The 24,533-nt window shown below is 54.6% G+C and carries 32 protein-coding genes; 15 read left to right on the top strand and 17 right to left on the bottom strand.

Features of this window, described 5'->3' with window-relative positions; all coding sequences use genetic code 11:
• Positions 1-13 precede the first annotated feature (13 nt).
• From QEN58_RS13230 to atpD, 5 genes are read right to left on the bottom strand one after another with little or no spacing between them, the layout of a single operon-like run.
• Entirely contained in the window at positions 14-712 is a 699-nt protein-coding gene (locus QEN58_RS13230) for a F0F1 ATP synthase subunit A (protein ID WP_280104100.1), read from the bottom strand.
• Positions 709-1,125, bottom strand: a complete 417-nt coding sequence (locus QEN58_RS13225; protein ID WP_280104099.1) for an N-ATPase subunit AtpR — start codon at positions 1,123-1,125, stop codon at positions 709-711. Before QEN58_RS13225 ends, QEN58_RS13230 begins: the two co-directional genes overlap by 4 nt.
• Positions 1,050-1,358 (bottom strand): AtpZ/AtpI family protein, encoded by a 309-nt coding sequence (locus QEN58_RS13220; RefSeq protein ID WP_280104098.1) that lies wholly within the window; start codon positions 1,356-1,358, stop codon positions 1,050-1,052. Before QEN58_RS13220 ends, QEN58_RS13225 begins: the two co-directional genes overlap by 76 nt.
• On the bottom strand, positions 1,355-1,765 hold the full coding sequence (locus QEN58_RS13215) for a F0F1 ATP synthase subunit epsilon (RefSeq protein WP_280104097.1): 411 nt from the start codon (positions 1,763-1,765) through the stop codon (positions 1,355-1,357). Before QEN58_RS13215 ends, QEN58_RS13220 begins: the two co-directional genes overlap by 4 nt.
• The gene (atpD, locus tag QEN58_RS13210; RefSeq protein ID WP_280104096.1) at positions 1,762-3,228 is read right to left on the bottom strand and encodes a F0F1 ATP synthase subunit beta; all 1,467 of its coding nucleotides are present in this window, start codon (positions 3,226-3,228) and stop codon (positions 1,762-1,764) included. The genes QEN58_RS13215 and atpD overlap by 4 nt, the downstream gene beginning before the upstream one ends.
• Positions 3,229-3,392: 164 nt before the next feature.
• Between atpD and QEN58_RS13205 the strand changes: the two genes are divergently transcribed.
• Both QEN58_RS13205 and QEN58_RS13200 read left to right on the top strand, forming a co-directional pair.
• Complete coding sequence (locus QEN58_RS13205; RefSeq protein ID WP_280104095.1) at positions 3,393-4,082, top strand: VIT1/CCC1 transporter family protein; 690 nt, start codon at positions 3,393-3,395, stop codon at positions 4,080-4,082.
• 95 nt (positions 4,083-4,177) lie between these two features.
• Entirely contained in the window at positions 4,178-4,807 is a 630-nt protein-coding gene (locus tag QEN58_RS13200) for an SDR family oxidoreductase (protein ID WP_280104094.1), read from the top strand.
• Positions 4,808-4,825: 18 nt separating this feature from the next.
• On the opposite strand, the gene QEN58_RS13195 is transcribed toward QEN58_RS13200, so the two are convergent.
• Positions 4,826-5,809, bottom strand: coding sequence for an aldo/keto reductase (locus QEN58_RS13195; protein WP_280104093.1), 984 nt, complete (start codon positions 5,807-5,809; stop codon positions 4,826-4,828).
• A 106-nt stretch (positions 5,810-5,915) separates the two neighbouring features.
• On the opposite strand from QEN58_RS13195, the gene QEN58_RS13190 reads away from it, so the two are divergent.
• Together QEN58_RS13190 and QEN58_RS13185 are read left to right on the top strand one after the other, a co-directional pair.
• A complete protein-coding gene (locus tag QEN58_RS13190) occupies positions 5,916-6,857 on the top strand; it encodes a LysR family transcriptional regulator (protein WP_280104092.1) in 942 nt (313 codons plus the stop codon).
• Between the two features lie 41 nt (positions 6,858-6,898).
• Entirely contained in the window at positions 6,899-7,504 is a 606-nt protein-coding gene (locus QEN58_RS13185; RefSeq protein ID WP_280104091.1) for a class I SAM-dependent methyltransferase, read from the top strand.
• Between the two features lie 6 nt (positions 7,505-7,510).
• Here the strand turns inward: QEN58_RS13185 and QEN58_RS13180 are convergent, their stop codons facing one another.
• Positions 7,511-8,425 (bottom strand): LysR family transcriptional regulator, encoded by a 915-nt coding sequence (locus QEN58_RS13180; RefSeq protein WP_280104090.1) that lies wholly within the window; start codon positions 8,423-8,425, stop codon positions 7,511-7,513.
• Between the two features lie 145 nt (positions 8,426-8,570).
• Here QEN58_RS13180 and trpB point away from each other — a divergent pair, with 145 nt between their 5' ends.
• The 3 genes from trpB to QEN58_RS13165 all read left to right on the top strand — a co-directional run bounded on the left by trpB (position 8,571) and on the right by QEN58_RS13165 (position 11,125).
• A complete protein-coding gene (trpB, locus tag QEN58_RS13175) occupies positions 8,571-9,800 on the top strand; it encodes a tryptophan synthase subunit beta (protein ID WP_280104089.1) in 1,230 nt (409 codons plus the stop codon).
• Positions 9,801-9,844: 44 nt separating this feature from the next.
• Positions 9,845-10,684 carry a tryptophan synthase subunit alpha gene (trpA, locus tag QEN58_RS13170; protein ID WP_280106941.1) on the top strand — a complete coding sequence of 280 codons (840 nt, stop codon included), beginning with the start codon at positions 9,845-9,847 and terminating at the stop codon, positions 10,682-10,684.
• 120 nt (positions 10,685-10,804) lie between these two features.
• Positions 10,805-11,125: a hypothetical protein gene (locus QEN58_RS13165; protein WP_280104088.1), complete on the top strand. Its 321-nt coding sequence runs from the start codon at positions 10,805-10,807 to the stop codon at positions 11,123-11,125.
• On the opposite strand, the gene QEN58_RS13160 is transcribed toward QEN58_RS13165, so the two are convergent.
• Positions 11,109-11,720 carry a LysE family translocator gene (locus tag QEN58_RS13160; protein ID WP_280104087.1) on the bottom strand — a complete coding sequence of 204 codons (612 nt, stop codon included), beginning with the start codon at positions 11,718-11,720 and terminating at the stop codon, positions 11,109-11,111. The genes QEN58_RS13165 and QEN58_RS13160 overlap by 17 nt on opposite strands.
• A gap of 188 nt (positions 11,721-11,908) precedes the next feature.
• On the bottom strand, positions 11,909-12,739 hold the full coding sequence (locus tag QEN58_RS13155; protein ID WP_280104086.1) for an AraC family transcriptional regulator: 831 nt from the start codon (positions 12,737-12,739) through the stop codon (positions 11,909-11,911).
• Between the two features lie 126 nt (positions 12,740-12,865).
• Between QEN58_RS13155 and QEN58_RS13150 the strand changes: the two genes are divergently transcribed.
• Together QEN58_RS13150 and QEN58_RS13145 are read left to right on the top strand one after the other, a co-directional pair.
• Positions 12,866-13,972: a DUF3541 domain-containing protein gene (locus QEN58_RS13150; protein ID WP_280104085.1), complete on the top strand. Its 1,107-nt coding sequence runs from the start codon at positions 12,866-12,868 to the stop codon at positions 13,970-13,972.
• Positions 13,959-14,318, top strand: a complete 360-nt coding sequence (locus QEN58_RS13145; RefSeq protein ID WP_280104084.1) for a VOC family protein — start codon at positions 13,959-13,961, stop codon at positions 14,316-14,318. Before QEN58_RS13150 ends, QEN58_RS13145 begins: the two co-directional genes overlap by 14 nt.
• Here the strand turns inward: QEN58_RS13145 and QEN58_RS13140 are convergent.
• From QEN58_RS13140 to QEN58_RS13115, 6 genes are all read right to left on the bottom strand, one after another.
• Entirely contained in the window at positions 14,266-14,673 is a 408-nt protein-coding gene (locus tag QEN58_RS13140) for an ABC transporter permease (RefSeq protein ID WP_280104083.1), read from the bottom strand. The two genes, QEN58_RS13145 and QEN58_RS13140, sit on opposite strands and share 53 nt — an antisense overlap.
• Before the next feature lie 40 nt (positions 14,674-14,713).
• Entirely contained in the window at positions 14,714-14,890 is a 177-nt protein-coding gene (locus QEN58_RS13135) for a hypothetical protein (RefSeq protein ID WP_280104082.1), read from the bottom strand.
• A gap of 71 nt (positions 14,891-14,961) precedes the next feature.
• Positions 14,962-15,282, bottom strand: coding sequence for an FAD-dependent oxidoreductase (locus QEN58_RS13130; protein WP_280104081.1), 321 nt, complete (start codon positions 15,280-15,282; stop codon positions 14,962-14,964).
• A gap of 40 nt (positions 15,283-15,322) precedes the next feature.
• Complete coding sequence (locus tag QEN58_RS13125; protein ID WP_280106940.1) at positions 15,323-15,625, bottom strand: FAD-dependent oxidoreductase; 303 nt, start codon at positions 15,623-15,625, stop codon at positions 15,323-15,325.
• A 62-nt stretch (positions 15,626-15,687) separates the two neighbouring features.
• Positions 15,688-16,386, bottom strand: a complete 699-nt coding sequence (locus QEN58_RS13120; protein ID WP_280104080.1) for an HAD-IA family hydrolase — start codon at positions 16,384-16,386, stop codon at positions 15,688-15,690.
• A gap of 40 nt (positions 16,387-16,426) precedes the next feature.
• Entirely contained in the window at positions 16,427-17,080 is a 654-nt protein-coding gene (locus tag QEN58_RS13115; RefSeq protein ID WP_280106939.1) for an ATP-binding cassette domain-containing protein, read from the bottom strand.
• Here QEN58_RS13115 and QEN58_RS13110 point away from each other — a divergent pair.
• The gene (locus QEN58_RS13110) at positions 17,010-17,465 is read left to right on the top strand and encodes a type 2 periplasmic-binding domain-containing protein (RefSeq protein ID WP_280106967.1); all 456 of its coding nucleotides are present in this window, start codon (positions 17,010-17,012) and stop codon (positions 17,463-17,465) included. The genes QEN58_RS13115 and QEN58_RS13110 overlap by 71 nt on opposite strands.
• 115 nt (positions 17,466-17,580) lie before the next feature.
• On the opposite strand, the gene QEN58_RS13105 is transcribed toward QEN58_RS13110, so the two are convergent.
• Positions 17,581-17,811, bottom strand: a complete 231-nt coding sequence (locus tag QEN58_RS13105; RefSeq protein WP_280104079.1) for a Rossmann-fold NAD(P)-binding domain-containing protein — start codon at positions 17,809-17,811, stop codon at positions 17,581-17,583.
• A 19-nt stretch (positions 17,812-17,830) separates the two neighbouring features.
• Between QEN58_RS13105 and QEN58_RS13100 the strand changes: the two genes are divergently transcribed.
• Together QEN58_RS13100 and QEN58_RS13095 are read left to right on the top strand one after the other, a co-directional pair.
• On the top strand, positions 17,831-18,481 hold the full coding sequence (locus QEN58_RS13100) for an AraC family transcriptional regulator (RefSeq protein WP_280104078.1): 651 nt from the start codon (positions 17,831-17,833) through the stop codon (positions 18,479-18,481).
• A 209-nt stretch (positions 18,482-18,690) separates the two neighbouring features.
• On the top strand, positions 18,691-19,167 hold the full coding sequence (locus tag QEN58_RS13095; protein ID WP_280104077.1) for a hypothetical protein: 477 nt from the start codon (positions 18,691-18,693) through the stop codon (positions 19,165-19,167).
• A gap of 21 nt (positions 19,168-19,188) precedes the next feature.
• Here the strand turns inward: QEN58_RS13095 and QEN58_RS13090 are convergent, their stop codons facing one another.
• The gene (locus QEN58_RS13090; protein ID WP_280104076.1) at positions 19,189-20,442 is read right to left on the bottom strand and encodes a 3-phosphoshikimate 1-carboxyvinyltransferase; all 1,254 of its coding nucleotides are present in this window, start codon (positions 20,440-20,442) and stop codon (positions 19,189-19,191) included.
• 140 nt (positions 20,443-20,582) lie between these two features.
• On the opposite strand from QEN58_RS13090, the gene QEN58_RS13085 reads away from it, so the two are divergent.
• From QEN58_RS13085 to QEN58_RS13075, 3 genes are all read left to right on the top strand, one after another.
• Positions 20,583-21,533, top strand: coding sequence for a LysR substrate-binding domain-containing protein (locus QEN58_RS13085; RefSeq protein WP_280104075.1), 951 nt, complete (start codon positions 20,583-20,585; stop codon positions 21,531-21,533).
• Positions 21,534-21,807: 274 nt separating this feature from the next.
• Entirely contained in the window at positions 21,808-22,887 is a 1,080-nt protein-coding gene (locus QEN58_RS13080) for an ABC transporter ATP-binding protein (protein ID WP_280104074.1), read from the top strand.
• The gene (locus QEN58_RS13075; RefSeq protein WP_280104073.1) at positions 22,884-24,521 is read left to right on the top strand and encodes an ABC transporter permease; all 1,638 of its coding nucleotides are present in this window, start codon (positions 22,884-22,886) and stop codon (positions 24,519-24,521) included. The genes QEN58_RS13080 and QEN58_RS13075 overlap by 4 nt, the downstream gene beginning before the upstream one ends.
• Positions 24,522-24,533 lie beyond the last annotated feature (12 nt).

Genomic DNA, 24,533 nt, shown 5'->3' with positions numbered 1-24,533 from the left:
CACAACTCCTTCTCTATAGGTGGTGGTGCGGTTGCTGGTTATCCGGTGCTCGTTGACCTTCTTCGATTGTCGCTGCGATAAATACCATCGCCAGGACGGCGAAGATGTAGGCTTGTACCAGCCCCGTCAGCAGGTCGAGCGCCATCAAGGGAATGGGAACCAGAAGGCTCGCCAGAGAGGCGATAATGCCAATGACAAAAACGCCGCTCATCACGTTGCCAAACAAACGGACAAACATTGAAAAAATCCGGGTGATGCTTTCCAGAATATTAAGTGGAATCATCACCAAATTGGGGACGGCGAAGGATTTAAGATACCCCCTCAGCCCCCCTTGACGGACGCCGAACCAGATAATCGATAGAAAGACCAGCGCCGCCAACGCCGCGTCGGTTTCGAACTGCGCCGTCGGAGGTGTCACTCCGGGGACAAGGGAGGACCAATTCGCGACCAGGATGAAAAGAAAGAGTGTGCCGATGAAGCTACGATATGGTGCCGGTTCAGCACTGGACGTCTCGCGGATTTGAGTATCCAGTGTAGTGACAATAAGTTCGAGCGCTGCCTGGCGCTTATTGGGTCGTGCATCAAGGCGCCGGGTGAGTAAACACGCACCAAGGACGAGGACCACGATTATGGCCCAGGTGGTGACAATAGCCTGTGTGATCGGAATCGGTCCGAGTTGAAAAAGTGGGGTCGTCTCAAGAGGGGAGTTCATGGGGTGGTATGCCCTAGTTTGCGGAGCATGAGCGTTTTGGCGGATACAATACCTGTCAGCATGGCCAAAAGCGTTAAGGCGCCCATCAGTACGGCGACGTAAAGCCCCAGGACAAGTAGTGTAAGCCGCCCCAGTGTAAGGGCCATTGCCATCAAAGGGCGTCCGTGACTAACGTTCACAAACAGATTGATCGTTTTCTGGAGGACGTAAAAGTAGATATAACCGAGCGCCAGGCCACCCAGAAAGCACAACGGTATCTTGAGCAGCAAGGGCCACGTTAATAGCAGGGGTAACGAGCCTTGTGGGAATGATAAGAGCGGTAAAGAGAGAGTGTTCATCATCGTGCGTTCATCCACTTCCAGGCGATCCATCCGCCCAGGCATAGGCCAATCACCAACAGTGGCATGGTCCATAATGTGCCGGTCCCCAGCTGGCTATCCAGCCAACGTCCGAAAAACAGGCCTGCCAGGGTCGGTACGATAAATATCCAGCCGAGTACCCCAATTTGGGCGAGACGTCGCCCAACGGACATATCACCTTCACGCAGCCAGCGTTCATGCCGATCGTGCCGCCGCCGTGCCTCACTGACCAGAGGGTCATCCTCGGGGGGTAAATCTTTAGAGCCCCGAGGGCGATCGGCGCTCACTGGAACTCGCCTTTATTAGAGCTACGATGAAGGCGGCTGATCATCTGGCGGATAACGTTGAGCTGAAGGCGAACACTTTCGATATGCTCCGCCCGTTCCTCTTCCGCCTCCGTCTCGAAGCGCGCTAAAACGTCGGCATCCAGTGTGGCAAGGTCATCGCCCATGACCGCCTCCCGAGTCGCGATCTCAATATCGCCACTGTTATCCACGGTGAGTACACCCCCTCTAATCGCACAGAAGTGCTCAGCGCTAGCCACCCGCCAACTGATGATTGAGAGCGTCAGAGAGGTCAGAAAAGGCGCATGATGCCCCAGAATGCCGAAGCTACCGCTTGTGTCCTCAGCACGCAGGCTATCAATCTCCTCTTCAACAACGATAGCCAGCGGGGTAACGATGGAGAGATTCATGCCGCGCCCTCATTGAGCGGAGTGGCTGTGTCATTTGCTTTCGTTGCCACTTCTTTAGCACGCGCCTGCTCTAGTGTGCCCACCATATAGAGCGAGCTTTCCGACCAATTGTCGGTAGCGCCATCTAAAATAGCTCGGCACCCCGCTAGTGTGTCTGCCAGGGCAACGCTAGCACCAGGGGTGCCGGTAAAGGCTTCAGTAACCATGAACGGTTGGGTGAGAAAGCGTTGCAGTCGGCGTGCGCGATTGACGATCAGTCGATCCTCGGTGCCTAACTCCTCGACGCCCAACAACGAGATGATATCGCTCAACTCCTTGAACCTTGCCAGCGCCTGTCTGACATCTTCAGCAGTTTGGTAGTGTTCGTCACCTACCACCGATGGATCAAGCAGCATGGACGATGAGGCAAGCGGGTCAATAGCGGGATAGAAGCCCTCAGACGCTTGGGCGCGGGATAGCATAATGACGCAATCCATGTGGCTGGAAATGGTGGTGACGGCAGGGTCGGTGAAATCATCAGCAGGCACGTAGACGGCCTGAATAGCCGTTACAGCAGCCCCGGCCACAGAGGCAATGCGTTCCTGAAGTCGCGCGACCTCGGTAGCCAAGGTGGGTTGATAGCCAACGCGTGATGGCAGCCTTCCCAGCAGGTTGGATACTTCGGCACCTGCTTGGACAAAACGAAACACATTGTCCATTAACAGCAGTACATTTTTGTGCTTCTGATCACGGAAATACTCCGAGATCGTCAGCGCTGTCAATGGTGCCCGCCAACGCGCCCCAGGTGGCTCGTTCATTTGGCCATACACCAACACGGTGCGGGTTAATACACCGGATGCCTGCATTTCGGTCAGGAGCTCGTGCCCCTCACGCGAGCGCTCCCCAATCCCGGCGAACACCGAAATGCCTTGATATTTCTCGACCATAGCTCGAATGAGCTCCATCACCAGTACCGTTTTGCCGACGCCCGCACCGCCAAACATGGCGGCCTTGCCGCCCTGTGCCATTGGGGTCAATAGGTCAATCACCTTGATGCCTGTCTCAAACACCTGGGTGCTGGTGGCTTGTGTTCTCAGCAAGGGGGGAAGCGCATGAATCGAGCGGCGGGGTATGTCGTCTGGTAACGAAGTGCCGTCATCTTGGGGGTGGCCGATAGCATCCAGTACCCGTCCCAGTACCGCCTCTCCCACAGGCACGGTGACAGGGCTTCCCGTTGCACGCACCACCACTCCACGTGATAGTCCAGCGGTTGATCGAAACGCTACCGCGCGGAGCGTCGTCATATCAAGGTGGCTATGTACCTCAAGAAGAAGCACTGTGGGCTGATCCCACTCCACGTTTAACGCGGCATTAATGGGCGGCATCGCGCCATCTTTAAACACCACATCAACCACAGCACCTCTCACTGCATGTACCACGCCGCAAGCGGTGATACCTTCTGACTCAGCGCTATCGAGTGTCATAGTGAGCTTCCTTGTGTGGACCCACTTAACCCTTGGGGGCAGCAATCTATTTAGACATGTTAGAGGTGTTTAAAAACCGTCGCGCTGATCTGTGTCAGTATTAAAGGGTACCTGCCACTCTCCTCTTAACAGAAAAAAGAGGAGGACTATCATGAGGTGATGCCATGCAACATACTGAACCCCATCGATCTCACCGTTCCGGTTGGCTGCGTGCTGCGGTACTGGGTGCCAACGATGGCATTGTTTCTACTAGCAGCTTGATATTGGGCGTTGCCGCAGCCAATACCACTCAAAGCGATATTATGCTGGCGGGGATTGCGGGCCTGGTGGCTGGCGCTATGTCGATGGCAGCGGGGGAGTATGTCTCGGTGAGTTCCCAATCGGATACTGAAAACGCCGATCTCGACATCGAACGCAAAGCCTTGGCCGAGCATTACGAACTAGAGCAGGAAGAACTCGCCGCCATCTATGAAACACGCGGCTTGGCACCTGAACTGGCACGACAAGTCGCCGAGCAACTGATGACCAACGACGCCCTGGGGGCGCACGCGCGCGATGAGATCGGCATCACCGACACCAGCCAAGCGCGCCCACTCCAGGCAGCACTCTCATCGGCTGCGACGTTCACCATCGGCGCATTTTTACCGCTACTGGTCACTTGGTGGGCGCCATCTTCACATCTGATACTACTGGTAGCGTTGTTCTCTCTGCTTTTTTTAGCCTTGTTGGGCGCGATAGCTGCTCGAGTGGGGGGAGCGCCAATACTAAAAGCGGCGACAAGAGTGATGTTCTGGGGCGCGCTCGCGATGGCCTTAACATTCGCCATCGGTCACGTGTTTGGGGTGATAGCTTAAATGCCTCAACTGCTGCGGTGTGCCACGCTTCAGGGTTGAATTCCGCCTAAGTGCCTGCATCCATATGAGGAGTAAGCAATCCACAAGGAGGCGTTATGAAGACGTTAGTGATTGGTGCGAACGGACAGATTGGCAAACAATTTTGTGAACTTGCGCAGAAAGCCGGTACGCCTATCAAGGCGATGATCCGCAGTGAAGAGCAGGCAGCGTGGTTTAACGAGCGCAACATAGACACCGTGATTGCTGATTTAGAGGGTGAGTTTGAACACGCCTTTGAAGGCTGCGATCAAGTGGTCTTTACGGCAGGATCAGGACCCCATACCGGGCCGGATAAAACCCTGATGATTGACCTTTTTGGTGCCATTCGTGCTGCCGATATCGCCAAGCAAAAAGGCTTCTCCCGCTACATCATGATTAGCGCCATGCGGGCAGAACAGCCTTTGGATGCACCCGAGAAAATGCGTCCTTATATGGCCGCAAAATTTGCCGCCGATGCACACCTTCGCAACAGCGGCGTTCCCTACGTTATTCTCAAGCCTGGACGTTTGACCGACGAAGCTGCTAGTCAGCAGTTTGCCAGCTCACTGGATGAGGCAGGCGACAACCAAATCTCACGTGCCAACGTGGCCCATGCGCTACTTCACACTGTGCAAAAGCCCGAAGTGGTCAATCAGGAGTATCTGCTGCTGGATGGCAAACGCTCGATTGGCGAGATAATTCAGTAGCCAAGCCGCAACCACTCCTCATGCATTCACCCCTTTCATGCCTTCCGGCGCATAGCGCTCGCCTATGACCGGAAGGCGGGCAGTGGCTGCCTCAAGTTGTTGCTGCTCATCGGTGGTTAGAGTGATGGACGCCGCTGCGGCATTCTCTTCAAGGTAGCGCAGCTGCTTGGTGCCGGGAATTGGCACAATGTTATCGCCTTTGGACAGCAGCCAAGCCAATGATAGCTGCGCCGGAGTGCAGCCTTTGAGCGCTGCCACTTCACCGACCACGTCAGCGATACGGCGGTTGGCACTCATGGCCTGCTCAGAAAAGCGTGGCAGGTTAGGGCGAAAATCGTCTTCGCCGAAATCATTGGTATTCTGAAATCTTCCTGTCAAAAAGCCCCTGCCGAGAGGTGAGTAGGGCACAAAGCCGATGCCGAGTTCTTCGCAGGTAGGCAATACGGTTTGCTCCACGTCCCGCGTCCACAGCGAATACTCGGTTTGCACGGCGGTAACCGGGTGCGTGGCGTGCGCGCGGCGTAAGGTCTCATCGCTAACCTCGCAGAGGCCAATGTGGGCAATTTTTCCCTCTTTGACCAGTTGTCCCAAGCCCTCCATAGTCTCTTCGATAGGGGTTTCCGGGTTGACGCGGTGAACGTAGTAGAGATCGATCTGTTCAATGCCCAGCCGTTTTAGTGATGCCTCGCAAGCTTGGCGGGCATAATCGGCGCTGCTATCCAGGCTACGCTGATACTCACCAGGGTTGCGAACAATGCCAAACTTGCTGGCGATCCGTACGTTGGGCTTATGGCTGGCAAGAAAACGGCCAATCAGCTCCTCGTTATGGTGTGGCCCGTACGTATCCGCCGTGTCAAAGAAGTTGATTCCCAGCTCTACCGCCCGGGCCAACACCCTCAGTGACTCGCTATCGTCTCGGGGCCCGTAGAACTCGCTCATTCCCATGCAGCCTAAGCCTATGGCAGAGAGGGTCAGGTCGGTGCCGAGTGTACGTTGTTGCATGCTATGCCTCCTGTAATGACTGATGAAACCATTGCCCATCAAGAGTGCGTGAGCCGTTATCAAGCTGTTGTTGAAACGCGCAGTAACAGCGTGGCACTATCCAATAATGAAAAAAATAAACGAATTTGGTAAACCATTTTCCAGTTTCGAAAACCAGATGCCCCGAGGGTGGGTCTGGGATGACACACGCACCTTTCTGGCGGTGGCCCGCCATGGCACGTTGAGCGGCGCGGCAGCGGAACTCCACCTGGGCATCGCGACGCTCTCCCGGCGTATCGAGCGGCTGGAAAAAGCCTTAAAGCTGCCACTGTTTGTTCGTCAGCAGTCGGGCTATCAGCTTACCGTGGAGGGGGCGGGGCTAATCGAAAAAGCCGAAGCCCTGGAAGCCGCTGCGGCGGCGTTTACCAGCGGGGTTTCCCGCGCCACGCAGCTAAGCGGTCGGGTGCGTTTGGCTACGGCTGAAAACCTGGCCACGGCGTTGATTCTGCCTGCATTGCCACAATTTTATGCTCAGTACCCTGGTATCAGGCTTGAGCTAGTGACTGATATCACTACAGTCAACCTGCACCGCCGTGACGCCGACTTGGCGCTTAGAATGGTCAAGCCAGAGCGGGGTAATGTCACCCTTCGGCGCCTCGGCTCGCTGGGTTTTGGGCTTTATGCTAGCCCCGGTTATGTGGCCCAGCGTGAGGCTCATCCTGACGCCGGCGATTACGACAGGGACGCATTTATTACCTGGGGTGAAGTGCAAGCGCATCTGCCTGCCGCCCAATGGATTGAGCGGATTCTGCAAGGGCGTGAATCGGCGTTAACCACCACCTCGCTGGCAACCCAGCTAGCGGCGGCAAAAGCGGGTCTGGGGATAGCGGTATTGCCGCATTTTCTGGCGTTGGAGGCTGGACTAGTCTGTGTCACTGCGGATATTGGCGTGGATCAGCCCATCTATCTCGTTATCCAGACGGATCTTGTCCAATCAAGCCGTATCCGGGCTATGGCGGACTTTCTGGCTGAACTGGTGGCCAGTAACCGCGAGCGCTTGAGTGGGTGATATTGTCACTAAGTCTTCATTTTTTATCCTATAGGCCATCCATGACACCCACTGATATTGGCAGCGCCTACGATCAAATCACCCACCTCTGGCAAAGCGAGAAGTTCAATCTCGCTAACGGCATGGAGGCGCATAAAAGAGCGCTGTTGTTTGTTAAAAATCGAGGCTGGGCGCTGGATGTTGGCTGCGGATGTACAGGTCGCTTTATGAACCTGCTTCAACAGGAGGGCTTTACGCCAGAGGGCGTGGATATTTCCGATGAAATGCTGCGCCTCGCTAAGCAGAAGCATCCAGACATGACCTTTCACCACCAGGATATTTGCCAATGGCAGCCGCCTGGCAAATACGACTTTATTACCGCCTGGGACAGCATTTGGCATATTCCCCTGGAGCAGCAGGAAAGTGTCATCACGAAGATTATCGACAGCCTGAATGAGGGGGGTGTGTTTATCTTCTCCTTCGGTGGCACGCAAGAGCCCGGAGAGCACATTGATAACTTTATGGGGCCAGAGGTCTACTACTCCACGCTTGGCACCAACGGATTTTTGTCCCTGTTGATTAAGTTAGGTGCAGTGTGCAGACACTTGGAGTACGACCAACACCCGGAGTTGCATACTTATTTGATAGTGCAGAAGTGCCAATCTTGAAAGGTATCAGCAGTGCTTGTCTCCCAGTTCCCGCTTAAGCCACGCTGCCAGGGGCTCGCTGCGGCGGGGTTGCGTTAGAACGTTGGTTTGGCTGGGCAGCCAGAGGCAGAGACGGCCAGGGGTTTCTATACTTCCCCAGGGCGCGATAAGCCGACCACTCTTTAGGTCGTCATCTACCAATAGCTTGGGTGCGATCGCCACGCCCAAACCCGCCACCGCTGCTTCGATTAGGTAGTAAAGGTGATCAAACCCTTGGCCTTTGCTTAGCGCCTCTTCAAGTTGAGCTAGCTCAAGCCCTTGTGCGTTGGCCCACTGTGGCCACGCCTGAGGGCGCGAGGCAGTGTACAGCAGCTTGTTAGCCAATAGCGTTGCCGGTTTAGCGGGATCGATATGTGCTACTAGCTGCGGGCTTGCCACCGCACATATCTGCTCTGCCATCAGCTCGAATACCTCGACACCTGCGGGCCAGGGCGGTTCGGAAAATGCCAGGGTGGCGCTGACATCCGTTTGCGCGCCCGGTTGTTCGCTTTCACTCACCACTACCTGCAATTTCAGCTGGGGCAGCTCGCGGTGCAGGCGATCCAGTCGGGGAATCAGCCAGCGGGCCAAAAGGCTGCCAGGGCAGGCCAGGGTGAAGGGCGCTTCTTTTACATCATGCTTGAGACTGTCGCAACTATCTTTCAAAAGAGAGAAGGCTTCGCCAACACCGCTTTGTAACCGCTCACCGTGCGGTGTGAGCGCAATTCCTCGGCCCACTTTGGCGAAAAGCGCCACGCCAAAATGTTCATCCAGGCTCTTTAGCTGGCGGCTGACAGCGCCGTGGGTCACGCTTAGCTCATCGGCAGCGGCGGTCACGCTGCCCAACCGGGCGGTCGCTTCGAAGGCGCGTAAGGCGCTAAGCGGTGGCATGCTATGTTGCATGGTATGTCCTGCTGACAGTTGACTTGAGCTCACGTATTGATGACATCTTATCGATTTTTATACACCCCCGCTTGCGTTACTTTCATTCCACTGTTTTCACCGAACGGTTTTCACTGACTGTTCGATAACGCATTCAGAGGTCGTGATGAATCAACCGATAGACTTATCCAAGAGCCTACCCGATGCCAATGGGCTATTTGGCAGCTTCGGTGGACGCTTTGTCGCTGAAACGCTTATGCCGCTGATTTTAGAGCTACAAGACGAATATACCACCGCTAAAAATGATCCCGAATTCCAGCGCCAGCTAGCTTACTTTCAGGGCGATTATGTGGGTCGCCCCAGCCCGCTCTACTTTGCCGAGCGGCTGACCGAGCACTTCGGCGGGGCAAGTATTTACCTAAAGCGCGAAGAGCTAAACCACACCGGCGCGCACAAAATTAATAACTGCATTGGCCAAGTGCTGCTGGCCAAGCAGATGGGTAAAAAGCGCATCATCGCCGAAACTGGCGCTGGCATGCACGGCGTGGCCACGGCCACGGTGGCGGCGCGTTTTGGCTTGCCCTGCGTGATCTACATGGGCACCACGGACATCGAACGCCAGCAGACCAACGTGTTCCGCATGAAGCTACTGGGCGCAGAAATCGTCCCAGTCACTTCCGGCACTGGCACGCTTAAAGACGCCATGAACGAAGCGTTGCGCGACTGGGTCACCAACGTTGATGACACCTTCTATATTATTGGCACCGTGGCTGGTCCGCACCCATACCCCGCCATGGTGCGAGACTTCCAAGCGGTGATCGGCCATGAAACCCGCGCCCAGATGCATGAAAAGCACGGTCGTTTGCCGGATTCGCTGGTGGCCTGCGTTGGCGGTGGCTCAAACGCTATTGGGCTTTTTCACCCGTTCCTCGATGACCCAGGGGTCAAGATGGTTGGCGTAGAAGCGGGTGGCAAAGGCGTCAAAAGCGGTCTACACGCCGCCAGCCTTAACGGTGGAACGCCAGGCGTGCTGCACGGTAATCGCACCTACCTGCTGCAAAATGAAGATGGCCAGATTATCGACGCTCACTCGATTTCCGCAGGGCTCGATTACCCCGGCATTGGCCCAGAGCACGCATGGTTGCACGAACAGGGGCGGGTTGAGTACGTCTCCGCCACTGACGACGAAGCGCTGGAAGCTTTCCAGATCTGCTGCTGTCAGGAAGGCATTATTCCCGCACTGGAAACTGCTCATGCTTTGGCGGAAGTCGCCAAGCGCGCGCCTACGCTGCCCCGTGAGCACTTAATGGTGGTCAACCTTAGCGGCCGTGGCGACAAAGACATGATGAGCGTGGCCCATCATCTTGGTGACAAGTTCGGAGTGAAAAGCTTATGAGCGCAATCCAGGAAAACGCTATCAACGATGTTGTGAGCGATGCCATGAATAGTCCCTCGCGTCTTGAAAGCTGCTTTGCTGCACTCAAGCAGCAAAACCGCCCGGCGCTGGTCAGCTACCTAACCGCTGGCGACCCTGACGCCGAGACCTCCCGACGTCTGCTGCACGGGCTGCCTGCGGCAGGGGTGGATATTATTGAGCTTGGCATGCCGTTCAGCGACCCGATGGCCGATGGACCCGCCATCCAGAAAGCCGCGCTGCGCGCCCTGAAAAACGGCCAAACCCAAGCCAAAACGCTGGAAATGGTGCGGAGCTTTCGAGAAGAAAATAGCACTACGCCGATTGTGCTGATGGGCTACTACAACCCGATTTTCTGCTACGGCGTTCAACGCTTTCTAGCGGATGCCGCCAGCGCTGGGGTAGATGGCCTGATCGTGGTGGATCTACCGCCCGAACACGACGAAGAGCTCTGCCAGCCAGCGGCGCAGCACGGCATTGATTTTATTCGCCTGGCCACACCGACCACTGATGCCAAGCGGCTGCCTAAAGTGCTGGCTAATGCCTCTGGGTTTATCTACTACGTCTCCGTAGCCGGTGTCACTGGTGGAAGTGCACCCACGCCGGAAAGGCTGGAAAACTCGGTTGCCCAATTACGTGAACACACCGAGCTACCCATTGCGGTTGGTTTCGGCATTCGCTCTGCAGAACAAGCCGCCACCATTGGCCGCTATAGTGATGCGGTCGTCGTCGGCTCCGCACTAGTCGATTGTATTGAGCGTGCCAACACGCCTGATGACGCCGTTGAGCGAGTACATGGTTTGGTCAGCGAATTGGCTGAAAGCGTCAGGGGGTGTAGAGAAGTGAGTGAAGACCACCAGTTTTAACCCGGATGATGATAATCTCCCAGAGTCGCTGATGGGCGATGCTCGCACCGCGAGGCGCCGCCGGTTTCAGCCCAGCAATCCGCTGTCACCCTTCAAGATTCTATAAAACAGAGAGAAACAATGGGAAAGCTGTTTTCACTAATCGTAATCGTAGCGCTTGGCTACGCGGGCATTTACTTCTATTACGGCGTTGTCGTTGAACAGGAAATACAAGAACAGCTTGATGACCGCGGGCTTTCCGCTGTTAGCATCGATAACGTTGAGTATGATTTGCTGGCGCCTGTTAGCACCTCGGCGGAAATCGCCGTCACCGTCACCTATCGCGGCTCTCAAGCAACGCTGGATTTGGCAGTGCAGGGCCACCCTCTGTTTTCTGATGAAGTAACGGTCGAATTTGATGGCCTACAAGCACTACGGCTGGGTATCAGCTTCGGGCAGTAAGCGGTAGCCACACATGCTCCACGCCTATCGAAAGTGCCACAGCCACCAGTAACCCAGCCATTAACCAATTAAAGCCCTTAACGATTGCAGGGCTTTTAATACGACTGCCCACCACGCTGCCAATCACGATATAGCTGCCGGGGGCGCCCGCAGCCAACATCGACAGCCCAAATGCCCAAAGTACTAAGCTAAGCCCATGAATGTCAGCGGCAGGAAACTGCAGTGTGGCAATGGGCAGGGTGGCCACCATGGCTTTGGGATTAAGCAACTGCATGAAAAGCCCATCACGATAACTTAACAGCCGTGGGGCGTTATCCGGCTCGCTTAAATCAACGCTAGAACGGGCAATTTTGCTCGCCAGATAAAAGATATAACTGCAACCCAGCGCGCTGACTACCACCAGTGCGCCATCGTCGATCCATGCAGCGCCCGCCCAACCTAATACTAATAAGTACGCCAGCATCGCGGTACCCACGCCAAGGCAAAATCCCACTGACTGCCTGGCTTGGCCATTGATGCCAACGTTCAAGCCGAGCAGGTTCACAGGCCCAGGGGTGTACATGACGCCCAGGGCATAGGCGACGATTGCTAACATGGTGAAACCTCTATTTGCGTATTTAGGTGTAAGGGTCTGTACGAAAAGTCGACGAGCGAAGGCTAGACAAGGCAAAAATCAACGAAAAAGCGGAGTTTACGGGGAGTAAATGAGCATTTTGATCGGACTCGCGCACGAGATGATTTTTAACGCAGTATTGGCGAGCGCAGCCAGTTTTCGTTCAGAGCCTAGCTTGCGATATCACGCTGGTACTTATGGGGCGTCATGCCATAAATGCGCTTAAAGCGTCGATTGAAATGGCTAAGATCGGCAAAGCCATATCGCAAAGCGACTTCCGTTAAGGAAGCGCCTTGGTCTAGCGCAGAACGGGCCGCATTGATTCGGCAATTGATCACATATTGATGTGGCGTGATGCCGTAATGCTGCCGAAACAGCCGCAAAAAATGGTACTTGGATAAGTGCGCCGCTTGGCTGATGTCATCAAGGGAGACATCGCTATCCAGGTGGGCGTGGATATACTCTTTCGCCAAGCCCAGCAGCGCATCGGGCCTAGTGGGCGCCTGGCTGGGCTGAGAAATTCCACCCAGTTGCACAGTGCGCTCGATCATCTGATAAAGCGCGTTCTCCTGATCGATACAGCTACCGGTGTGAGAAGTAACCAAGCGCGCCAGTTCCAAAATGGCGTTGCGCAATTGGGCATCCTGAATCAGCGTGCTATGTGAACGAAAGCTAGCCGATTTTTCGTGCCCCAGTACTTCTGCAAACTGCGCGTTAACCTGTTCAGGATGCACATACACCATCAGGTAATCCAGCGCGTGTTCGCCGCCGGGTTCGCCATCGTGAACTTGTTCGGGATTAAACAAAATAACGTTGCCAGGAGGGCTGCGGTGAAAACGCCCGCCGCTGAAGAAATCCTGACGACCCGCCAGGGTGACACCGAAGGCATACTCCTCGTGGGCATGGCGGTCGTAGCTGAAATCCTCAATGGCCGCATGAAGCACCGTCAGTGTTGGCACATGCTGACTTTTGATAAATTGAAACCGGCTTGCGTTGCCCATGCCGCCTCCTCCTGATTAGTCACACCACCTAGCTTATGCCATCGCAACCTCTCAATGCTTGTACATAATTGCTCATCGACTGTGCAATGATGGCCTATCGATAGTGAACACCACCAAGGGGCTGTCATGAAAAAGCTCTTTTCACTGATGATTGTGCTGGCGTTGGCCGGCTGCGCCGCCATAGAGCCGCATCAGGCGCGTGACGTCCAGCACGACGTCGGTTTGGCCATCCAGGAGGTCTACGAGCGGGCGCTGCCGACGCTGTCCGAGAACAAGCAGCGCCACTTTGCCCAGCGGCTCTACCGCCTGACTGGTGAACAGCACTGGTGGGCCCTCAATCATGCCTATGGCGAGCGTCTAATTACGCGACTTGAGGATGACATCGTCGGTCTGGCCAAGCCCGGGTACGCGGCTGCCCGCAGCCGGACGATCGTTGCCGACTACTCGCAACGCACTGCCAAGCAGCGCGCCCGGCGCGACATGCTGGGTGAGTGGGGGGAGATCGCCTTCGCTCGTGGGCTGCTGTTCCGGTTGGTCCAGGCCGAGTACTACGGCCTGCTGCCGACCATTGAAAACCACGAGCGGGCGCTGGGCTATCAGGCAGAGGTTGACTGGGCGGCCTTTCTGACCGACCCCGCGGTGATCGGGATCTATGCCGCTCAGGTGGCCAACCAGACGTACTTCCTGCACCAACTCGGCGTGATGGACCTGCGCCGGGAAGTGGAGGCGGCCTTCCGACGCCACTACCCGCCTGATCGAGTCGCCGGGCTCGACGACGCCGAGTACCGTAACTGGCTATATGGCCTGACCCACTTCGTCATCGCTGACAGCCGCTACTACCAGAGGAAGGTGGACCCGGAAGTGCACGCCTGGGTGCTGGAAGCGCTAGAGCGGGAGACGGCTGGCATCATGGCCCGGGCCACCGCCGACATCCAAGCCGAGGTGGCATTGGCCTTCCTGCTTGCCAATCGCGAGGATCATCCGCTGGTGGGCCGGGTGCGTGAGGCGCTGGTGGCGGCGGTGGATCCGGCCAGCGGCATCATCCCCTCGCCCACTGGGGAAAAGGGACTGACGGGTGGTGAACACCGCAACGTTCTGGCAATAATGGTGTTGCGCTGGCCGGGCCGCCTGCATCCCGGCCCCGACCTCTCGGACGGGCTTGGCAGGCGCTCAGCGGAATTTACAGGCAGCCATCATCCACAAAACAAAGGGGCAGGGCATGAACCAACATGAAAAGCTCAACTACGTCGAGCTCGCCGCCAAGGACTTGAACGCCACCAAAACCTTTTTCTCAGCGGTGTTTGGCTGGGAATTCACCGACTACGGCCCGGAATACAGTGCGTTTTCCAACCAGGGCTTGGATGGCGGCTTCTACCAGGCGGACGCCTGCAGCCGTACCGACAACGGCGCCGCCCTGCTGGTGTTCTACAGCGATCACCTGGAAGCTACTTACAAAAAGGTGGTGGATCACTGCGGTCAGATTATAAAACCAATTTTCGAGTTCCCAGGTGGCTTCCGTTTTCACTTCATCGAGCCCAGCGGCAACGAGTTTGCCGTGTGGTCAGAGGGACGGGCATAGTCCCGCGAGCAATGTAATCAGCGCTGGCCGGGCCTTGGTGAGGCGGACGTGTTAGATGGCGCATCAGCCGGTGGGAGGAGTTGTTGATGGCATAGGCCGCTGCCACGCCAATTGGTGTGGCGATCAAGGCCGTGGAGAACGCCACGATCAAACTCGTTTTCGCGGCAGACATCCACTCCGGGTTATTGAAGAAAGTGTCATACCAGCGGAATGAGAAACTGCTGGGTGGAAAGGACAGAAAACGACTGTCTGAGAATGACATGGGAACGACTACCAGTAGTGGCAAAATCAAGAAAATCAGTACCACTATCACATAGCCAATGAAGCTGATTCTGCTCAAGGATAGTTTATTCATTTTGCACCCAGTATCTTCTCGAGAGGGACGAGTCGGCTCACTACATAGAAAATTGCCAGCACGCAGATGAGCAGCACGACACTTCCACTTCGCCATCGTAGAGTAGCTGTGCCGACTGCCCACCGGAGGTCCACCATGTGGTGATATACGGTTTGATCTCCTCGAAATTGGCGAAGGCTCGGTCAACGTCCAACGGATAGAGGTCTTCTCGTGCCACACCATCTCATCGGCCAGGCGTCTGGGGCGCTCTCCTGGATAATGGTGATGCCCAACGCCTCCGACGCCCCATCAGCGCCCGATTGCATCAAGGAACTGGTAGTAACCTGCTACCAGTCGAATACCGACTTCACGTAAAGGGTAAAACGGGACGGATTGGAGCCGCTCCGCTGCCAGCAGTGCCACATCAGGGCTTTCGCCCATGGCATAGTCCGCCGCCAAACGCCCGAGTAAAGTAGACATAGCTACTCCAGCGCCGTTGTAACCGGCGGCGTAGCAAACCCTGTCATCAAACCTGCCGACATGGGGCAAGGCATCCAGTGTCATGCCCACATGCCCTGAACAACGGTAGGCGATGCCTATATCGGCAAGCTCTGGAAAGAGTGACACCATGGCTTTGCGTAGAGAGTCGAATGCTGCCTGTGAATCATTTTTACCGAATGCCCCCGGCCGCCGAATTCGACCCGGCCATCCACCTTATCCACCGCCTCATGACAGAGCCGGTGCATGGTAGTGGCGACTGGCATACCGTGGGTCTGAGCGATACTGGGGAACGAGAGCCGGAACTTGGCGGATACCACGCCGCCATTGCGACCGCTTGCCCCCAGCCGATAGGGTTGGCGTCCACCACGATGGCCTGGCCCCCCCTTTCTGCCAGCCGATGGGCCGCGGTCAATCCCGTGTATCCTCCTCCGGTGATGGCGATATCGACGTTCTTATCTCTGGTAAGAGGCACGAAATTTAGCCGAGTCACGCCAAAGCGAAGCAATTTGGGATTCAAGCTGCGGCCCACTCATATCACACCTTCTCCACGGCGTCGGCCAACGCCTTCAGCGTGGGGAAATGGAAGTCAGGTGTTGTCACCTGTGCGGGTTCCGGTGTGCCGCCAAACCCCGCCTGACCTTGACGACGCTCTATCCAGCAAGTGGTGTAACCTAGCTCCTTGGCAATGCCGATGTCATGGTATTGGCTTTGTGCGACATGCAGTATTTCCGAGAACTTATAGCCGTGGGCCGCCTGACGGCCACGGTTGTAAGCGAAGAATTGCGGGTTGGGCTTGGCCACGCCTGTCTCGTCGCAGGTCACGCTATCGTCGAACGGGTCGTCGAGGATATGCGAATAGCAAGAGAACGCGGTACGGTCGGCATTGGTCATCGCTACCAGACGGTAGTGCTTGCGTAGGCGCTTTAGCGCCGCCACTGAATCCTCGAAGGCGGGCCAATGAAGCACTGCCAGTTGGAAAGAATCGGCTGAAATCGAATCCGCAGGCAGCTTCAACTCCTCCGCCAGTGAGCGATAGACATCTGCCATGGCACTGCTCGAACGGCCAGGGTAGCGATCCCGCCCACGTTTGTAGGCCTCGAAAATGGTGTCGTCGCTAAATTCCTGAGCAGTATTACCACCAATTCGACGGATAGAGTCCAGTACACCGGTTTCGAAATCGATCAGCGTGCCCAAGACATCGAAGGTAAGAACTTTAAAATTGGAAAGTTCCATGATCGTGAATGACTCCTTTCTGAGGTGCTTTGAAGTTATGTCAGGCGACGTTTGCCGCCGGAGTGGCGCATCCCGCACGAGGCACGATAACGGTGTCCTCTGGATGCAGTACCACGCTCAGACGCTCGCCGAGCGGTGGAATCTTTTGCAGTGCCGTATGGTGACTGGGCTGACGCATGCTGATTGAGGTTCCATCTTCCAACTCAAGGAAGAGTCTCAGGCTATCGCCTTGATAGATGGCCTCAGTGACCCGGCATGAGAGGCGATTGATGCCCGGTTCATGGAGGCCGTCATCGATCAGCAGTTTTTCGGTTTGAATCGCCAGCAGTAGATCGTCATGGGTAGTAATAGTCTTGGCCGAACGCAGTGTGTGATCGCCTAGCCGGACAGTGTGCTCATCAATGCGGGTTACCGGGAGCAGAATGGTCAGCGCCTGTTTAACTCGCTTCGGCCACGTTGACTTAGGCAGGCGACGAGCCCGCAAGGGAAAAGCGACGTTTTCACCGACACTCATATGAGGAAAGAGCGCGTAGCTCTGAAAAACGATGCCGATATTGCGCTTGTGAGGAGGCATATACGTCATGTCCTGATCCCCTACCCATACTGACCCCGAAGAATGCATGATGAACCCGCCCAAGGCACCAAGCAAGGTCGTTTTTCCAGAGCCCGAAGGGCCCAGCAACGATATTGCCACCACCTTAATAAGCCTGAGTGACAGCCGTATAGACTGGTTCGAGCTCCTGCCTAATTTCCATCTGCAAGATTATGGGACGACTCACTCACTGGTATTTTCGGACTATGCCGTTGTGCTCCAGGAGGCCCTGCTGGGCCAGGGGATCGCCATCGGTTGGCTGAATATCGCCTCCCACTGGCTGGAAACGGGCTCGCTGGTGCCCGCCACGCCAACCGCGATTGCCACCGAGCGGCTATGCCACTTGGTTCACTCACGCAAAAAGCCGCTAAGCGAGGCAGCCAAGCAGGTGAGGGTGTGGATCATCGCAGAAACCCGCAATGACGTTGCGAATGTGTCGAAGCAGTATCCAGAGTTGAAGCTGGAGCCCCTGCTTAAGAGTCGCTAACACTTCATTACGACGAAATGACTGACGATACTCTACCACCCGACGATTCATAACCATGGGAAGAAGGGATTTAGCAGTTGAACCTTCAGCCATCGGTCGAGCGCGTGAGTGTCTCTCATTCACTGATTTCGTCGGCAAGCGCCGACAACTTGCTGCTCACCAGCGCTAGTGCATCGCTTCCCAGCAGCAGATGCTCCGGCGGCGTGTCGCTGGCTATTGCGTTCAGCATGGCGCGAGCTGCCTTTGCCGGATCTCCAAGTTGCTGACCGCTTTTCTCGATGCGGGCATTACGAATCGGATCAAACAGCGCATCGTATTCGGGGATCGAGCGCGGCGAGCGGGACATCGAACGACCAGCCCAATCGGTGCGAAACGAGCCGACCACCTTTCAGCTCGCCGCGGAGCTGATGATCCAGATCGACCGCCATCAATCTCCTGCCCAGGAAAACGTGGCCCAAAGCCTAATGTCCAGTCCCATGGATGATGCTTTGCGGGTGTCCGTGACACGTTTCCTCGAAACGATGAGTCAGCCGCTTGAGGCGGAGATTCTCGGCCCCGCGCTGGTGAGAGAACTGTATTTTCGCGTGCTCACCGGTGCGCAGGGCAATGCCATGCGTGCGGCGCTGGCAATGCAGTGGCAGTTCGGGAAAATCGGCAAGGCGTTACGCCACATTCACGCGACCTACGCTCAGCCGCTTAACCTGTCGCAACTGGCTAGCGAGGCCGGTATGAGCGTTCCGACGTTTCTTAATCACTTCAAAGCCATTACGCACACTTCACCCATGCAGTACGTTAAATCCACGCGACTGCATCAAGCACGACTGCTGATGGTTCGTCAGAGCATGACGGCAGAGGACGCTTGCCACGCCGTCGGCTACCTGAGTGCTTCGCAATTCAATCGGGAGTTCAAACGGCTTTTCGGATTGACGCCAACTGCCGAAACGAAACGGATGCGGGAGAACTTCGCGCTCCCGCCTGCTTTCACCAAGCCGGATAGCACCGTCTTGATAAATTGAAACCGGCCTGCGTTAGTCATGCCGCCACTTCTGATTGGTCACAACCCGAATGCTTGTACATAATTGATAATCGGCTGTGGGAATAAGCGCTCAGTGTCAGGTTAGTGACCAGGTAGACTATGATGGCGGCTAGCTAACCTCGCTAGCCTTTGCGGTGGTTCAAAACTGGCGTGATAATCTTGGGGCTATATGTGAAAAGAAGGGCGGACGTGCATCAATTAGCAACCCAATGGATAGTAGGGTTATTGAGAGACAGAAATATTCCTTTTCAAATCTGCGGCGGCCTCGCCGCAAAGGGGTATGGTGCTGAGCGAGCGCTGAATGATATTGATCTGTTTGTCCCCGATGTAGACTTTTCGACGGTGGTGCAGGCGGGGCAGGCGTATATATCCAAGCCCGCTGCGCACCGCTGCGAAGAAGGCTGGGATTTAACCTACGTCCAGTTCAAGTATGCAGGCATTAAGGTGGAAGTTGGCAATGCTAGCGGCGCGCATATTTTTGATGCCGCCAGCCAAGCCTGGGTGCCGTTAAATATAGAGTTTGACCGCTATGAAACAGCCAGCTTACTGGACCTGGAGCTTCCCTTAATGTTGAAGGAAGACTTGATCCGTTATAAGGCCGTGCTCTCGAGACCAGTTGATATCGACGATATTCGCGCTATTCGGAAGCATGTAAGGATAGTTTAGAAATATTGCGATAGTTGACGCTTAAGCATAGCTGAATGAAACACCCAGTTTTGAAAGCTCAGACCAATAATTGGGAAAAGTCTTATCCACACACTTGGGATCCAATATCTTGATCCCGCGGCACTTCAGCCCGGCGAGTGCAAAACTCATGGCGATACGATGGTCGGACATAGTGTCTATCGTGCATGGTCGAGCCTGAGTGGGCAGTTCTGGATCACCAATGACTATCAGGTCGTCACCTTCAATAGTCGCAAGCCCAGGTTTTATGCAATTGAGCCCTTTATGTACAGCCGCGATACGGTCGCACTCCTTGACGCGAAGGTTCGCGATGCCGGTAAAGCGCACTTTTGAATAGCCAAAAGCGGCCAACACCGCCAGCGTGGGGATCGCATCTTGCAATTGTGCGCCATCAATACAGCTAGGCAAAGAAGGGAATGACTGCATTAACGTGTGCGCTGCTACATCGGGTTGGGAAAAATCGCTAGGCGAATACCCTAGGTCAATCATGCCTCCTGTTAATGTCTCGGCAGCCCAGAAGTAAGTAGCGGCTGATGCATCTGGCTCTACTTTGAAATCGCAGGTGTTATACCCAGTGTTTGCGATGTGGAAGCGCTTCTCATCATCCTGATAAACATGGGCACCAAAAGCGTTCATAACAGAGCGTGTAATCTCTATGTAACCTAAAGCGCCGATAGTGTCTTCGGCGAGTTTGATTGTCGTAGATTGTTTGGCCAGTGGGGCTACTAGCATAAGGGATGAAAGGAACTGGCTGGAAAGATTGCCGCTGACGCTTATGGTGCCTCCCAGTATGGAGCCTTGACCATGCACCTGGCACGGTGGGCATCCCGAAGAGGGGACTGTCGCATGAATGCCTGCCGCATTTAAGGCATCAATCAAAGGGTGAATCGGCCTTTTCTGCATGTGCTCATCACCATTGAGCACGACAGTACCCTTAACCAGGGCGCAGGCTGCTGTCAGAAAGCGTATCGCTGTTCCTGCATTGCCAAGATACAACGAGTCGCAAGGTTGCTTAAGTGTCCCCGTGCCCTCAATGTCGATACATGTGTCGCTGGAGAATCTGATGCAGACGCCGAGTTCCGTGAGTGCCTTAACCATATAACGTGTGTCATCGCTTACCAGCACGCCGGAGAGTGAGCTTTTACCGGTTGCCAGGGCGGCTACCAGCAGTGCTCTATTGGTAATCGACTTTGATCCCGGCACCCCCACCTTGCCATGGAGCTTTAACGGAGAGCGCAAGATTTCGATGGTAGGCAAGGACGTCGTCATGGGAAGGGACACCGGAGTTTATTGAAAGCCAAAGAGAGGTAACGTCATGCTGAGCCTGACGTTGCGAAGGGGGAAAAGTCATGATAGACGAGTAAAACAGCCTGCAATAGAATAATGTAAAGACTCTATTGTTAGAAAAAGAGACGAAAGCTATGCGGCGCTTGCCCCCTTTGAAAGCCATTGCAGCCTTTGAGGCCGCTGCACGTCATGAGAGTGTGACCAAGGCCGCCATCGAACTGAACGTTAGTCATAGCGCGATAAGTCAACAGATAAAAATATTAGAGCACCACTTCAATCAGAAGCTTTTCCAGAAGAAAGGCAACGGTATTGAGTTAACGCCGAAGGCGAGGAATTTTCTTAAAGATGTAACGGAGAGCCTGGATATTATCGCGGTGGCGTCGCAAAACCTAACGAGCTCTAACGTTCTCAACCGCATCAGTGTGAATTCAACCCCCACCTTTTCAGTGCAGTGGCTAGTGCCGCGTATCGCAGACTTTCAACGAGCCTTTCCAAACGTTGAGGTAAAAACCGAAGTATCCACTACCGATGTGTTGAGTAAAGCCTACGAGCAGAGTGACCTGATCATAAGACGTTACCCGATGAAGAAGTCTGGAATGGAGTGTGTTCGTATACTTGATGATGTTTCTGTCGCGGTAGCAGCCCCTAGACTGTTTGAAGGTGAACGTCTTGAGTCACCATCCGATTTGCTGCGCTTTAAACTGCTTCATACCAAAAGCCGGATATCAGCATGGCCTAACTGGTTTCGCAAAGCGGGTATTGTTACTAACCAGACATTAGCAGGGCAGGTGTTCGACCATATCTTTCTTGGCTTGGCATCAGCCAGGAGTGGGGCAGGTATCTGTCTTTGCCCACGCGTATTTGTAGAAGATGAGATCAGCGATGGACGGCTGATAAACGTTTTTGCTGAAAACGTTATCATCGGTTCAGGTTTCTATGCCCTTTACGATAAAAAGAGCCGAGGCGTTAATAATATAGAGCGCCTAATCCGGTGGCTAATGGGTGAGAATATTGCCGATGTTCCTATCTCCCAAGATATCGAATGGGAGCTTTATTCCTAAAGCTTTCAACCATCACTTATTGTTTTGCCTGCTGGTCTGCTGCGATCTATGTGTTTTAGACCGTTGCTACTATTTTCCTGCCTAGCACTGTCATCAACCCAAAAACGAGGCCTGCTAATGTGGGTCTTTGTCTATTGGAATGGTCCTTTATGTAAGAAATTCTTACTAATAGGGTAGGAGTTCTCGCTGGTGTAACACTACGTCTCCAGCATAGGGTTCTGGGTATACGGGGAGCAGATAGCTCGTATCAAAAGAACACTATCGGGAGATATGTATGGCTGAACTTATATTGCAGGATATCCGCAAGTCCTACGGTAATGCCGAAGTACTCAAGGGTATTAGCCGCCGTATTGCTGACGGCACCTTCTTTACTTTGCTCGGCCCGAGCGGTTGTGGAAAAACCACGCTACTCAGAATTATTGCGGGATTCGTATCGCCTACCCAGGGGGCCGTCCATTTTAATAAGGAGGACATAACCCGCGTTTCACCGCACCACCGGGGCGTTGGGATGGTGTTTCAAGACTATGCCCTCTTTCCGGATAAAAACGTATTCGACAACGTTGCCTACGGTCTTCGTGCGCGTAAATTATCAAGCAAGGAGGTCCAGCGCAAAGTCCCGGAGTATCTAGAAAAAGTGGGGCTTAGCGGTCTCGGCTCACGATTGCCAGCAGAAATGAGCGGCGGTCAAAGGCAACGGGTTGCGCTCGCGCGTGCGCTTGTCATTGAGCCACGTGTACTACTGATGGATGAACCGCTCTCCAATCTAGATGCCTCACTTCGCGTCCAGATGCGAGACGTCATTCGTTCCCTTCAGCTTGAAACCCGCACAACAACAATTTTCGTGACCCATGATCAAGAAGAAGCGCTCGCCATGTCAGACGAGATCGCGGTCATGAAAAATGGCCGCATTGACCAGTGTGGCGCACCTACTGATGTTTATCGCAACCCCCAAACGGCCTATGTGTCACGTTTTGTCGGTTCGGCAAACCTATTGCCGGCCGAATTCTTGGCGCATGGGGAAGGTGGCATGGACCGCTACCGTGTTCAAGGAACCCTTGTAGCAGGACGTACCATGGACGTAGCCAAGAATGGCCGCTACATGATGGTTGCCCGCCCTGAAAATATCACTATTCGAATGAAAAATAGTGAACCAGTTGATGGAGAGTTGGAAGGGCGCATCGCTTCTCTGCAATTCCAAGGGTATCGAACCAGCTTTCATGTCGTCTTGAAAAGTGGTGAGGATTTGCATGTCGAAACAGTCGGTGAAGCTGAAACCAGTGCATTGGGGCGCGGCGACAACGTTATTGTTTCTATCGGTGAGAAATGCCTTTTTGTTCCGGAGGCTTCGGCATGAATCGTTTCTTTCCATGGGGATTTTTGAGCGTACTAGCGCTGATATTTCTCGCCATTTTCGTAGCCTATCCCATTCTGGGAGTGCTCTTTCGAAGCTTTATAGGCGATAACGGTACGTTTTCACTTGATGGCTTCGAAACCTTTCTGACTCGCGGAAAGTATCTCGAAGCGCTCATGAACACGGTCATCCTTGGCTTGGTGGTAACACTTAGTTGTTCGATTCTGGGCGTATTTCTCGCGTTTGTCGTGGCACGCTACGACATCCCATTCGGTAATATCGTGCTGCTATTGCCACTGTCCGTCCTGATTATTCCTGAGCTGATCTCCGCCCAATCCTGGGTGATGGTATTCGGTAACAATGGGTTGGTAACCAACCTGCTTAAAGCGCTTGGGTTACCCTTTCCTCGCTTTTACGGGTGGTTTGGGCTCATCTATGTGATGACGCTAACGTACTACGTTCACGTCTTCCTTGCGGCGCTAGCCGCCTTACGTGGGTTCGACCATAGTCTTGAAGAAGCAGGGCAGAGCCTGGGAACGGCACCTCTCACAACTTATATACGCGTTGTTTTTCCTACAATCCTTCCGGCAGTTCTCGCCTCTGGTCTGATCGTTTTCACCCTCGTCATTGGCAATTTTGCAATTTCCATTGCCTTGGCACAGCGCGTCCCGCTGCTATCGGTTATGACGTATCGCAGCTTTATCAGTGAACTGGGTGGTAACCCAACCATGCAATCGACGCTAGCCACCGTATCGATCCTGCTGGTCTCCTGTGTTTTGTTTCTACAGAAACGCTATCTCTCCAAGCGGAACTACCAAATGGTGGCGGGACGCACTACGCCACGCATTAAGTTACGGGGTTGGAAAGCCATACTGATTTCGAGTGGGGCTGGGCTGATTATCGTGTTGTCGCTAATGCCTGCCCTGGTAGTTCTAATAGGTTCCTTTACCGTGTCACGCGGCCCGGTTATGTACTGGGGACAATTCACACTTGATCACTATATCCGGATTTGGGATTTCAACTTAGCGGTTATCGGTAATTCCCTTACGTTTGCCTCTATGGCGACAGCTCTTGGTGTGTGCTTCGCAACGCTAGTCTCTTATCTTCTTGTCAAGAAACGCAGTGTATTCAGCCCAATGCTGGATTACCTGCTGCTGCTGCCGCTGACCATTTCTGGCACGGTGCTGGGGATCGCGCTGGCACAGGGGTTCAACTCAGGGCCCATCGTGCTGACGGGCGGCCTGCTGATGGTCATTGCGATGACGGTAAGGCGCTTGCCCTTTGGCGTGCGCAATGCTTCCTCAAACCTGCATAACATCTCGAATTCTATTGAAGAGGCGTCAGTTAGCCTTGGAGTGCCGCCCGTGCGCACTTTTTTCAATGTCGTTTTGCCACTGATGGCACCCGGTATCGCTGCAGCAGCCATTCTTACCTGGGTCACTACCGTTGCCGAGCTAAGCGCAAGCGTCGTGATCTATCAAGCGGGCCAGGAAACCCTACCCATCCAGATATTTCGTCTCATTAGCTCAGATTTGATGGCCCGGGCATCTGCCTTTGGGGTTATCAACATGATCATTATCCTCGTTCCCGTCTTCTTTGGGATCAAGGTGATGAAAGTCAGGCTCTTTTCATCTTAATCGAAGGGGAAA

Source organism: Halomonas alkaliantarctica (assembly GCF_029854215.1).
GTDB lineage: Bacteria > Pseudomonadota > Gammaproteobacteria > Pseudomonadales > Halomonadaceae > Vreelandella > Vreelandella alkaliantarctica_A.
Note: the sequence above shows the minus strand (reverse complement) of the source record. Positions and strands in the feature narration are given on the sequence as shown.